General features: G+C 28.6%; 11 protein-coding genes and 1 pseudogene. All 12 read right to left on the bottom strand.

Translation table 11 applies throughout. The annotated features are described in order from the left end of the window. Positions 1-41 precede the first annotated feature (41 nt). Positions 42-1,454 (bottom strand): F0F1 ATP synthase subunit beta, encoded by a 1,413-nt coding sequence (atpD, locus tag EPJ72_RS02555; RefSeq protein WP_147730691.1) that lies wholly within the window; start codon positions 1,452-1,454, stop codon positions 42-44. 64 nt (positions 1,455-1,518) lie between these two features. After that, entirely contained in the window at positions 1,519-2,394 is an 876-nt protein-coding gene (locus EPJ72_RS02560; protein WP_147730692.1) for an inositol monophosphatase family protein, read from the bottom strand. A gap of 27 nt (positions 2,395-2,421) precedes the next feature. Next, positions 2,422-3,204, bottom strand: a complete 783-nt coding sequence (locus EPJ72_RS02565; RefSeq protein ID WP_147730693.1) for an MlaD family protein — start codon at positions 3,202-3,204, stop codon at positions 2,422-2,424. A 16-nt stretch (positions 3,205-3,220) separates the two neighbouring features. Beyond that, entirely contained in the window at positions 3,221-3,997 is a 777-nt protein-coding gene (locus EPJ72_RS02570; RefSeq protein WP_147730694.1) for an ABC transporter ATP-binding protein, read from the bottom strand. A gap of 16 nt (positions 3,998-4,013) precedes the next feature. Then, entirely contained in the window at positions 4,014-4,988 is a 975-nt protein-coding gene (locus tag EPJ72_RS02575; protein ID WP_147730695.1) for a type I phosphomannose isomerase catalytic subunit, read from the bottom strand. A gap of 358 nt (positions 4,989-5,346) precedes the next feature. After that, positions 5,347-5,979, bottom strand: coding sequence for a bifunctional 4-hydroxy-2-oxoglutarate aldolase/2-dehydro-3-deoxy-phosphogluconate aldolase (locus EPJ72_RS02580; RefSeq protein ID WP_147730696.1), 633 nt, complete (start codon positions 5,977-5,979; stop codon positions 5,347-5,349). Positions 5,980-6,050: 71 nt separating this feature from the next. After that, on the bottom strand, positions 6,051-7,457 hold the full coding sequence (gene uxaC, locus EPJ72_RS02585; protein WP_147730697.1) for a glucuronate isomerase: 1,407 nt from the start codon (positions 7,455-7,457) through the stop codon (positions 6,051-6,053). Between the two features lie 98 nt (positions 7,458-7,555). Then, a complete protein-coding gene (gene uxuA, locus EPJ72_RS02590) occupies positions 7,556-8,623 on the bottom strand; it encodes a mannonate dehydratase (RefSeq protein ID WP_147730698.1) in 1,068 nt (355 codons plus the stop codon). Between the two features lie 19 nt (positions 8,624-8,642). After that, on the bottom strand, positions 8,643-10,268 hold the full coding sequence (locus EPJ72_RS02595; RefSeq protein ID WP_147730699.1) for a mannitol dehydrogenase family protein: 1,626 nt from the start codon (positions 10,266-10,268) through the stop codon (positions 8,643-8,645). Positions 10,269-10,294: 26 nt separating this feature from the next. After that, positions 10,295-11,686 carry a beta-glucuronidase gene (gene uidA, locus EPJ72_RS02600; RefSeq protein ID WP_242004888.1) on the bottom strand — a complete coding sequence of 464 codons (1,392 nt, stop codon included), beginning with the start codon at positions 11,684-11,686 and terminating at the stop codon, positions 10,295-10,297. Between the two features lie 691 nt (positions 11,687-12,377). After that, positions 12,378-13,027, bottom strand: a pseudogene (locus EPJ72_RS02605) (IS1595 family transposase). A 109-nt stretch (positions 13,028-13,136) separates the two neighbouring features. Next, on the bottom strand, positions 13,137-13,600 hold a 464-nt coding region (locus EPJ72_RS02610), incomplete at its 5' end, for an integrase core domain-containing protein (protein WP_147730700.1).

The raw sequence follows: 13,600 nt of genomic DNA on the forward strand, positions 1-13,600 counted from the left end.
TATTATTATCGTTTTAATTATCGGTAAGGCTGTATTAATATTTAAGCATTTATAGTTTTGGCTTTAGCAATAGCTTCTTCTATAGACCCAACTAATCTAAAAGCTTGATCTGGCAAGTCATCATAATCGCCATTACAAATTCCTTTAAAACTTCTAATAGTATCTTCTAATTTAACATATCTTCCTTGAAGACCTGTAAATTGTTCTGCCACAAAGAAAGGCTGACTTAAAAACTGTTCTATTTTTCTAGCACGTGATACAATTAATTTATCATCTTCAGAAAGCTCATCAGCACCCAATATCGCAATAATATCTTGTAAATCTTTATATCTTTGAAGTATATGCTGAACTTTTCTAGCTACTTCATAATGTTCTTTACCTAATACTATAGGGTCTAATATTCTGCTTGTTGAAGCAAGAGGGTCTACTGCCGGATAAATACCTTTTTCACTTACTTCCCTAGAGAGTACAGTTGTTGCATCAAGGTGAGTAAATGCTGTAGCAGGAGCAGGGTCTGTTAAGTCGTCTGCAGGTACATATACTGCTTGTATTGAAGTAATAGAACCATGTTTAGTAGAAGTTATTCTCTCTTGCAAAGCACCCATTTCTGTAGATAGGGTAGGCTGATAACCAACTGCTGAAGGCATACGTCCAAGTAATGCAGATACCTCACTTCCAGCTTGAGTAAATCTAAATATATTATCTATAAATAAAAGTACATCCAAATTAGCAGAATCTCTAAAATATTCAGCCATAGTAAGAGCAGTTAATGCTACCCTAAGTCTTGCTCCGGGAGGCTCATTCATCTGACCATAAACAAGACAAGTTTTATTAATAACTCCAGACTCTTTCATCTCAGCCCACAAGTCATTACCTTCCCTTGTTCTCTCACCTACACCCGCAAATACAGAATATCCGCCATGTTCGCTTGCAATATTGTGTATAAGCTCCATTATAAGAACAGTCTTACCAACTCCGGCACCTCCAAAAAGTCCTGTTTTACCGCCTTTAATATATGGGGCAAGTAAGTCTATTACCTTAATACCTGTTTCAAATATTTCAAGCTTTGGCTCTAATGAATCAAACTTAGGGGCATTAGCATGTATTGAACGATATTCTTTAGCATTTATAGGTTCGCCTTTATCTACTGTTTGACCTAATACATTAAATATTCTGCCTATAGTTTCATTGCCTACAGGAACCATTATATGATTGTCTGTGTCTATTATATCATCTCCTCTTGATATACCATCAGTAGATTCTAAAGCTATAGCCCTTACTCTTCCGCTTCCCAAATGCTGCTGTACTTCGCATACTATATGTCTTTTTATACCTTCTACTTCTTTATCTATATAAAGAGCATTTAATATAGCAGGAAGATGTCCTTCTTCAAATTCGGCGTCTAATGTTGAGCCTACTACTTGAATTACCTTTCCTTTTTTACCTTCTATCATAAATTTTTTCCTTCAAACAAAAATATTAAAAAATATTGATATATATTTTATATCTATTGAAAACTTATTCAAGTACTTTTATCATTTCTTTATGAATTTTTTTATTGCTTGCTATATATTGTTTTTTTGAGAAAATATTATATTCTTTCATGTTAATATTGGTAACTAACCCACCAGCCTGTTTTAAAATCACAGTACTAGCACATATATCCCAAGGAGATAATCCATATTCAAAAAATCCATCAGCAATACCTTCTGCTACCATACATATATCTAATGCGGCAGAACCATCTCTTCTTACTGCTAAACTTCTCTTTACCATATTAGCAAAATCTATCATTCTATTGTTTAGAAAATCATCATCAGTACTAGTATTATAATAAAACCCTGTAATTATTAAAGAATCTATTAATTTGTTGCTACTGCTTACACTAATCACTTTTTTGTTTTTATATGCCTTTGATTTTGTATGTGCCTTATATACTGTGTCTGTTATAGGATTATAAACAACACCAAGTATAGGAATATTTTTATATGCTAAACCAATAGATACACAGTAAAATGGATAACCATGTATAAAATTAGTGGTGCCATCTATAGGGTCTACTATCCAATTAAAATCTTTATCATTATCTGTTTGTCCGGACTCTTCTCCATAAAAACCAAATTTTGGATATTTTTTAGCTAAATACTCTCTTATAGTTTTTTCATTCTTTATATCTATTTCTGTAAATAAATCTGTTTTCCCCTTATGAGATACTTTCTTTGGAGAAGAAAAAAACTTAAGAGAATATTTGCCCACCTTAACTGCAATATATTCAGCATCTTTCATGCATCTGTTTAAACTAGATTTTGATATTTTATTTATTTTAGCTTCTATTTCTTTTTTTTCTCTTATCTCTTGTTTTTTTTCATCGCTTAATTTTTTAAATATAGGCATAATTAGATACTCCTTAAAAAAATTATATTATCTATTAGTCCTAGTCTCTCTAAATAATAATGCAGAAGGGTTGTCTCTTAATTTTTCACTAAATATTCTCATATTATTAATAATATCCGCAACATTTGTCTGCATATTTGTATCTTTCATAATAACTCCTGCTGTACCTTTGCCATTTTCTACATCATTAATTATGCTAGCTAAATCTTTTGTTATGGAATTAACATGAACTAAACTTTCATTAAAATTTGAAATTACATCTGTAAAAGTTTTTTCATTAGTACCCATAATTTCAGTTATACTTATAATCGTTTTTGACAAATTAGTAAATATTTCAGAAAACTGTTCGAAGTTTAAATCCTTACCAATATCTCCTATAGAACCCAATGTACTTTCCAAACTAAAAGGCTCTACACCTTGCACAATAGATTCCGGTTCTATAGATTTAAGCCCTGTTGTAGTAATTGTTGGAGGAGTTGCCATAATATATTTTTCACCAAGACCTAAACCTACTGTTTGTATAGTAAATCTTGTGCCTTCTGGTAATATAACTTTTCTATCTGTAATAAATAGAGTTACCCTTATAGTTCCGTCTGGATTAATATTAATATCCTCTATAAAACCAATATTAATACCGCCGCCTCTATATGATACTTTACCATTTACAAGCAAGTCGCCGATAAATACATAATCTACATATATCCTATAACCATTACCCTTTAATTTAAACTTACCAAATATAGTTATAGCTCCAATTAATAGTACTAAAGTAACTATAAAAAATATTCCTAATTTTACCTTGTTTTTCATAAAACTTCCTTATAACTTAATCTTTTGGTCTGATACTCTCTATATCTTCACCTTTTTTTGCTATACTGCTCATAAAAAAGAATTTCAAATGAGGGTTTTCTATTTCTTTTAAATGATCAGGGTCTCCTCCCTCTATAATCTGCCCTTTATGAAGCATAACAACTCTATCGGCCATTCTAAATACACTAGTCATATCATGTGTAATAACTATGCTTGTAACATTAAGTATATTTTGCATTTTTACTATTAAATCATCTATTACCCTAGACATAACAGGATCTAATCCAGTAGTAGGCTCATCATATAATAATATTTCAGGATCCATTGCAATAGCACGAGCAAGCCCTACACGTTTTTTCATCCCTCCGGATAATTCTGAAGGCATTTTCTTTTCTATATTGGGCATACCTACCATATCTAATACTTCTGCTACTTTTACCTTTATTTTACTTTCTGGGATACCTTTTTTTATTCTTCTAAGTCCAAAACTTACATTCTCATAAACATTTAAAGAGTCAAATAAAGCCGCCCCCTGAAAAACCATAGCAAACTTTTTTCTTACCTCAGTAAGCTCATTGTCCGATATCTGATTTATGTCATTTCCATCTATTACAATACTTCCGGAATCAGGCTGTAACAATCCTATTAAGTGTTTTATAAGAACGCTTTTACCGCAGCCTGAATTGCCTATAACCGCTAATGTTTCGCCTCTATTAACTACGAGATTAACACCATTTAAAACCTTTTGGCTGCCAAAACTCTTATGTACATCTTTTAATTCTATTATATTCATAAAATGAAAATTTTCCTCAAACAGTAACTCTTAATAATTTTATACCTTTTTCACTATATATATTATATTCTCCAAGGCATGCAGGCAAAAGAACAGTTTTTCCAGCATTTAATTCAACACTATTTTCATCGCCTGTTATACTTCCATTCCCTTCCATTACCAATATTATTTCAAATGTTTTATTATTTGTTTTAGAAGTATACTTATTCTTAATAATATATTCCTCTGTTGTAAAATACTCATTTGAAAATATACTATTAATTTCTATATTGTCTTCCTTTAGTAAATTTTCTTTTTTGGATTTTAATTGAAAAGCATCTATATCTTTTATAACATTAAAAGAATCTTCTATATGAAGTTCCCTTGACTTTCCATTTTTATCTACTCTATTCCAATCATAAAGCCTATAGGTAACATCGCTTGGAGTCTGTATTTCTGCTATTAAACTATTACCCATTATAGCATGTATACAGCCATTAGGTATATAAAAGGCATCTCCTTTTTTTATATCAAAATAATTAAACATATCCTCTATCTTCTCTTTATTTTCTATAGCTTCTTTCAATCTGTTTTTATCAATACCTTCCTTTAATCCTACTAAAAGTTTAGCATTTTCATCTGCTTCCATAATATACCACATTTCATTTTTGCCATGCTTATTATGTTTTTTATTAGCATATTCTTCATCTGGATGAACTTGTATTGATAATTTATCTCTGGCATCTATAAATTTTATTAATAGAGGAAAATCTTTATTGTTTTTACAATTATTTCCTAAAAGTTTTTCACCAAGATGCTCTATTATAAATGATATATCTTTATCTCTAAACTCACCGTTTGATATAATATTTTTATCATCTTTTAAATCGCATATTTCCCAACTTTCACCTATATTCTTATCTTTATCAAAAGGTTTAGAATAAGATTTAACGAATGTATCGCCGCCCCAAATGGACTCTTTTCCTATTTCTTTAAATTCAAATATATACATACTTACATTATATAAAATAAAAAAAATAATTCAATACAATAGAATTGATTTATTTCAATACCGCACGCTAAATCAAATAATAGATAATAAATGCATTTTTATTATATAAATATTTTATTAATAATAATTATTTAACCGTGCGTTAAATAGATTGTAAATAAAAATAAGATTTGGGCGGGTATGCTATTTATTATTAGACAATGAGGATAATAAAAATTAGAATTTAAAAATAAAACTATATAAAAATAAAGGGCGGGGGTATGTTACAAAAATTAAAAAATAATAAAAAAGAGTACTAACTAAAAAAATTAATACTCTTTTATTATACTTATATATATTTTGTATTTAATAATTATTTTTAGTTTTCTAATTCTTTTATTAGTTTGGAAGCCTCTTCAAATCTGTTTCTAATTTCTTTCCAATTTTTTTCTTCTAATAAATTTCTAGGACAAAGCCAAGACCCTCCGCATGCAAATACATTTTTGTTTAGCAAATATTCTTTAACATTATCAATACTTACACCTCCTAAAGGCATAAATTTTACGCCTGTATGCTGATAAACAGGAGCTATATTTTTTATCCAATTAATTCCACCAAATAAACCAGCATGAAAGAATTTTATATATTTATGTCCATAAGCTAAACATTGTTCAAGTTCAGCAGGAGTTGCAGCACCTGGTATATAATGATAATTTTTCTTTTTAGCATATTCAAGCATTATAGGCTGAAAACCGGGACTTATTATTAAATTAGTACCTAAATCTAATATCCTATCAACTTGCTCTGTATTTAAAACAGTAGCAGCAGCTCTTGGAAGGGTAGGGTAGTCCTTTGCTAATATTTCTAAAGCTTTATATCCAAACTCTGTTCTTAAAGTTAATTCTATAGATGGAAGAAATTCTAAACAAAGTTCAGCAATTTTTCTTATTTCTTCTTCATTTTCTACAACCACCACAGGTATTATTTTATTTTGTATATATTTTTCTAACATATAAACTCCATTAAATTATTATTAGTTTTTAAATGTTATATTTACTATATATATTAATTAATCTATCATATTTAACTATTAAAATAAATATTAGCATTATTAAAACATATATTTTCTATAATATTTCCTAAATATTTTATATCGTTTGGTATTTCACCTTTATCTGCCCATTCACCTATGATATTACATAATATTCTCCTAAAATATTCATGTCTTGAATATGATAAAAAACTTCTTGAATCAGTGAGCATACCTACAAATAAAGCCAATGAACCGCTGTTTGCAAGAACTTTTATCTGTTCTTCCATTCCGTCTTTGTTGTCTAAGAACCACCAAGCAGAGCCTAATTGCATTTTTCCTTTTATGCCACCTTCCTGAAAACAGCCCATAAGAGTTGAAAGAGGGTAGTAGTCTTTATGGTTAAGGCTATAAAATATAATTTTTGGAAGCCCTCCTTCATTATTAGCAGTTTTTAATAATGATGATAATTTTTCTATAATATTAGAATCACCTACAGAGTCGTATCCTGTATCGGGACCTAATTTTTTAAACATTACTTCATTATTGTTTCTCATGGCAGAGATATGTATCTGCATAATTAAATTTGATTCTCTATATTTTTTAATTAATTTTATAAGAATGTATGTTTTGTATTTTTCTATCTCTTCAAAAGTTAATGATTCTTTGTTTATAGCTTTTTTGAAAATAGCATCAATGTTTTTTTCATCATCTAAATTGAAAGGAATTATAGATAATGAACAATCACTAGACACGCAACCTAAACTCTTAAAATAATCTATTCTACTATATAAAGCTTCAATTAATGATTTTATATCTTTCATATTGATTTTACTTGCCTCTTCTAATTTTTTTATATAATCACTAAAATCAGGCATTTCTATATTTATAGCTTTATCAGGTCTAAAAGATGGAACAACCTTAGTATCAATTTTTCCTATTTGAGCTTTGCCCTCATTTATTAATTTATGATATTCTAAATTATCTATTGGGTCATCAGTAGTACCTATTGTATGAACTTTAAATTTTTTAAGAATATCTTTAACAGTCATGTTTTCTAATTTTTTATTAGCCTTTTGCCATATTATATCAGCATTATCTTCATTTATTATTTCATAAATATCAAAATACCTTTGAAGTTCTAAATGACTCCAATGATAGAGAGGATTACCTATTAAATTAGGTATAGTTTTTACCCAAGCCATAAACTTATCATAATCATCTGCATCGCCTGTAATAAACTTTTCATCTATACCATTAGCCCTCATCATTCTCCATTTATAATGATCTCCATAAAGCCAAATTTCTGTTAAATTTTTAAATTTTTTATTTTCAGCAATTTCTTGAGTGTTTAAATGGCAATGATAATCAAATATAGGAGATTTGCTAGCATAATTGTGAAAAAGTATTTTTGATATATCATTGTATAATAAAAAATCTTTATCCATAAAAGTTTTCATAATGTTACCACCTTTTTATTTATAAAGTGTAAAATAAATGCAATACTTTTATAAAAATAAAATATAATTATAAAAGTATTGCAAAAATATATATTTAATTACTTACCCATTTTTTCAATAGCTTCCCATAGACCTTGTAAATAAACAGCTCCTAATGCTCTGTCATAAAGCCCATAACCAGGCATAGATACCTCATCCCAAATAGCTCTTCCATGGTCTGGTCTAAATGGTCCTTCAAAACCTATATCATAAAATGCTTTCATTATAGCAAACATATCCATTGAACCATCGCTTGATAAGTGAGCTGCTTCTTGGAATTTACCCGGTGCTGTATACTCTAAGTTTCTCACATGAGCAAAGAATATTTTTCCTTTTAAACTTCTTACTATATCAGGTATATCATTTTTAGGATTAGAACCCAAAGAACCCGCACATAATGTTACACCATTACAATGACTATTAACACTATTAACCATTCTTAATATATTTTCTTTATTAACTATTATTCTAGGAAGTCCAAATACAGGCCAAGCAGGGTCATCAGGGTGTATAGCCATTTTTATGTTGTATTTTTTACATGTAGGCATTACAGCACTTAAGAAATATTTTAAATTCTCAAATAACTTTTCATCATCAACATTCTTATACATTTCAAAAAGTTCTTTTAATCTGCTAAGTCTTTCAGTCTCCCATCCAGGAAGTACAAAACCATTAGAACTAGAATCAATTTGTTCAAACATCTTTTGAGGGTCTATTTTATCTATTATATCTTGATCATAAGATAGAACAGTAGCACCATCTGGTCTTACTTTTGCTAAATCACTTCTAGTCCAGTCAAATACAGGCATGAAATTATAACATACTAAATTAATTCCATTTTTGCCTAATACTTCTAATGTTTTTATATAATTTTCTATATATTTATCTCTGCTAGGAAGACCTATTTTTATATCATCATGTATATTTACACTTTCTATACCGTATATTTTAAGCCCCGCATCTTCCACTTCTTTTTTTAATTTTTGTACATCTTCTTCTTTCCAAACTTCTCCTACTTTACTGTCATATAGAGTGGTTATAACCCCCTTTACTCCGGGTATTTGTCTAATTTGTTTTAAAGTTACAGAATCAAAGTTCTTTCCAAACCATCTTAAAGTCATTATCATAATAAAAATTTCTCCTTAATTAATTTATATATTTTGTTAGACATTCTTTTACAGCATTTTCTTTACTTATCATTTCACTAAAATAATTTTCTATTTTGTTTCCAAGATTTATTTTTTCATCATATAAATCAACAGCAAATATAATTTTGTTTGATAATATAGGTTTTAGATTCTCTCCAATACTATCTTTATTTTTAAATTTAATATTTTTTATATATTTTTGTAATTCTTCAAGCATAGGGTCAGGGCTTATATCCATTGACTTTCCATCATCATCAATCCCCATTAAATATCTAAGCCAAGCAGCTATTGTCAGAGGTATTGCTATTAGAGAAGATGTATCAAGCCCGTTTTTAACATATGATTTTAAAGTTTCCCCATATCTTATAGGTATCTTTTGAGAAGTGTCTGTTGCTATTCTTTGAGGTGAATCGGGTATATAAGGATTTACTAAACGCTCTTCAATCACCTCTTTTATAAAATCACTAGGACTTAAAATCTTAGGATTAGCAACTACTTTCATGCCTTCATAATATCCTATTTTTTCAACTATTTTTTTTAATAGAGGATTTTTCATTTCTTCATATATAAAATTATAATTTAGCAAACATCCAAATACTGCTAAAGATGTGTGTAAAGGATTTAAACATGTAGTTACTTTCATCTTTTCTGATGTTTGCACAGTTATTCTGTCAGTTACATATACATTAGCTTTTTCAAATGCCGCTCTTCCATTAGGAAACAAATCTTCTATGACTAAGTATTCAGGAACTTCAGCATTTACAAAAGCAGCCATTGGATTATGTCCTACTTTGAATACTGACATTTCTTCAAGCCCCGTCTCTTCTAATTTTTTCGCTATAATTTCAGAAGGTCTAGGAGTGATTTTATCAACCATACTTAATGGAAAAGCAGTTTTTTTATTGTCTTCAAGATATTCTATAAATCCTTCATCAGCAAACCCTTTTTTTACCCATTCTTTAGCTATATCAACAATAGAAGATTTTAATTTATCTCCATTATTTGAACAATTATCTATACTGAGCATAGCTATAGGATAAGCACCGTTTTTGTATCTTTCCAAAAGCATGGCTGTAACAATACTCATAATATTTTTTGCTTTTTTAGGTTCATTATTAATATCTTCTTGAACTATACTGTTATAATTTCCTTTTGAATCTTTTATAGAATATCCTTTTTCGGTAATGGTAAAACTTACTATTTGAAGAGAACTTGATATAAATATTTTTTTTAATGCATCATAATAGTTAATAAAATCAGCATGCACTACATCAGTTATACTTCCTATAATTTTTTTGTCTATATCACCATTACTTTTTATAGATGCTAAAAGAGTGAGATTATCAAAAGGTTTGTAAACTTTATCAATCATTTCATAATCATCATCTCTTCCAGCAGCATGTGTATCTACAGCGATTATACCAGTATTCATAATATTATCATTCAAAAGCTTATCTGCCACTGCCGCAATAAATCCTCTAAATATATTTCCAGCACCAAAATGTACCCATGTTGGTTTTTCAAAAGTATTCTTTCTAATCTGCTTTATATCGTATTTAGGTATTTCTATATCAGTACTTTTCCAAAAAGTTTTATTGTTTAAATTTTCTATATTTAGTTTCATTACTATATCCTATATCTACAAATATATTAATTTTTATAGTTTAAAGGTAATTCTGTCCATCTTTTTCTTATATAATGGGCTACCATTTTAGGCTGACGGTTTCTAGTGAATATTCCTTTTTTATTTCCATCAGCTCTTATTGTGCTTTCAATAGTTTGAAAATCAGCAAAATTCCATAATTGTTCTCCTACAATAAAGTTATAAGAGTCAAATACACTAAATTGCATTTTCATATATTCTATTTGATACTCCTCTGACCACATTACAGAAGGTAGTTTATGTATTCCTGGCATAGTATCGGCACCAAATTCTGTAAATAAAATAGGTTTTTGAAGTTGTTCAAATTTTTTCATTTCATCGCTAAGAATTTTGTTTGCATCATCTATATCATATCCGCCAAAATCATACCAACCATAATATCTATTTAAAGTTAAAATATCACATAAATATAGAAAATTTCTTTTATCAGTTGTAGTTTGTCTATGTGCAGCAAAAGTTTTAGGAAGATTTTGTTTATCTATTTTTCTTGCATATTCAAATATATCTTTAAAATATGGATATGCCAAGTCGCTATTTGCTTCTGGTTCATTAAATAGACTACACATTATAACACAAGGGTGATTTTTGTCCCTATTAATAAGTTCTTCTATAGCTTTTTTATGCACTTCTTTTGTGTTTTTATGAACCTCATCTTGAGAAAAGAATTCTATTTTAGGTGAATCTGGAGTTAAGTCTGAATTTGCATCTAACATTCCAACAGCAGCTACCTCATCTATTACTAGTATTCCCTCTTTATCTGCCATTTGCATTATTTCTTCACTATAAGGATAATGCGAAGTTCTAAATGAATTAGCACCTATCCATTTAATAAGTTCAAAATCTCTTTTTATTACAGGGGAATTATAACCTCTGCCTGCTATTTCGCTATCTTCATGTTTTCCAAAGCCTGTAAAGTAGAAAGGCTTTCCATTAATTAAAATTTTACTGCCCTCTACTTTTACAGTTCTAATACCAAAATTTAATGAATATTCGTCTATTAATTGTTCACCATTTTTTATTTCTGCTGTAAAATTATATAAATAAGCAGCCTTTGGATTCCATAATTTAGCATTTTTTATAACAATTTTGCCGCTTTTGCCTTCAGCACTTGCAACTTCATTTCCTTTTTCATCATCTATTCTTATATATACTTTGTTTTCGCCTGTAGTATGTACTTCATAATTTACAATTCCGTCACTTCCATTTACATCTGATAATATATCTATATCATGTATATATTCTTTGTTTGTAACGGTAATTTTTACAGGTCTATTTAATCCTGCATAATTAAAAAAGTCAAAAGACGGACGTATTTTTTTTTGTACCAGATATTTTTGTTTCTGTATGACCGCAAGGTATAGTTGTACTGCTAAGTTCATTATTAACTACTACAACTAATTTGTTTTTTTCTCCGAATATACCTGCTTCATTTACAGGGGCATTGAAAGGTAAAAATCCTCCTACATGTGTACATACTTCCTTTCCATTAATATATACAGTAGCTTAATGTGTGGCACAACCAAATCTTACATTAACATCTTTGTCTTTCCATTCTAATGGAAGATAAAATGATGTTTCATACCATATGTCTCCAGCATGTTCTCTTATATTTTTATCTGTAAAAAGATCATTGAAACTAGAAGGTACTGGTATAAATGTTGTATCTTTTAGCCCATTAGCGTATCCGCTGTTTCTGCCTTCATTATTTGTATCAATTTTAAACTACCACATACCAGATATATCAACAACCCTTCTTGTTCTACTTTCACTAGGATATAACATAGAATTAATCATAATAATAAAAATCTTCCCTTTCTTTTTGATAGCATACTAGTATTTTAGTAAAAATAAATTCCATTGTCAACAAAAAAGCTGATTTTTTATAAAAAGTGTTTTTGTCATGGAGCCATAGATATTGTACTTTTACTTGCTATAATATTTTTGATTCTTTCTTTGATTGTAATATACAATAACGAAGAAATCAATCTTTGATTGTTATAAAAATGTGTATATTCTTTTAATTTTTGCCTTAAGAACTCTACAGTTATATTTTGGGGCTGGCCCAGATAACTAAAAAAGCTCCTTTTTCGCTAGATTATATATAATTTCCAATTGTTTGTCAACTTTTGGATTATTAAATCTAAATTGACATTCTTTAATAAATAAGTGAAAATGTTCTTTTGGTATTCCATTAAATTTGCGAAGATGTATTCTTGCTTGATTCCAAAAATTCTCTATACCATTAATATGGTTCTTTTCTTCAGCAAACTTTTCACTATGATTAATTCTAAAGTGCTTAAATTCTGATACATCTAATATATCATAACTATGATAATAATCTGAATAAACTATACTATCTGGCTGTACTTTTTGCCTAATAATAGGCATTAATTTTAGTATTATTTATTATTTTCATATATACTTTTCCGCCTCTTTTTAATAAACCAAACACTGGTATTTTATATGCAAGCTCCTCTCCCTCTTTTTCCTTTTCTTTTACCGCCAAAATAACTTTCATCTGCTTCTATTTCTCCATTAAAAATTTCTTCTTCTTTTTCTTTCTCATATTCAAATATTAATTCTCGTAAATGATGATAATATAATATTGCTGTTTTACGATTAATTCCAATAAGAGCAGAGGCAGTCCTTGCTGTAGTTCCTGCTGAAAAATGCTCTATTAATTTAAATTGTTTTTCTTCACTTAATTTACTGCGTTTCATACTTAAATTTTAACAAATTTAAGTTATCTGGGCCAGCCCCTAAAATTTTATTAATATCAATTTATAAATTAACATAATTCTAAAAACAAAACTTTAAAAATTATGATTGTCATGGAGCCATAGATATTGTACTTTTACTTGCTATAATATTTTTGATTCTTTCTTTGATTGTAATATAACCTAACGAAGAAATCAATCTTTGATTGTTATAAAAATGTGTATATTCTTTTAATTTTTCTCTTAATAATTCTACAGTTATATTTTTATTTAATCGTGAATAAAATTCTCTTTCGTCTATGCCTTGTACTCTTTCTACTACGCCATTGTATCTTGGTGTTGCTATAGGAATATATCTCCTCTCTAATTTATTTTTTAAGCAGTATTCATCAAAAATATTTATTTTAGGAGTATTAATACAGCGATAAGTATATTCTCTACCATTGTCTGTTTGTATAGCCTGTATCTTAAAAGGTGAAGTTTTTAAGACATATTTTAAGAAAGATAAAGCAATAGAAGGTGTTTTATCTTCATAGATTTCTCTCCAACTATAACGAGCAGCTAAATCTACAGCAG

Source organism: Brachyspira pilosicoli, from assembly GCF_008016535.1.
Classification (GTDB): Bacteria; Spirochaetota; Brachyspiria; order Brachyspirales; family Brachyspiraceae; genus Brachyspira; species Brachyspira pilosicoli_A.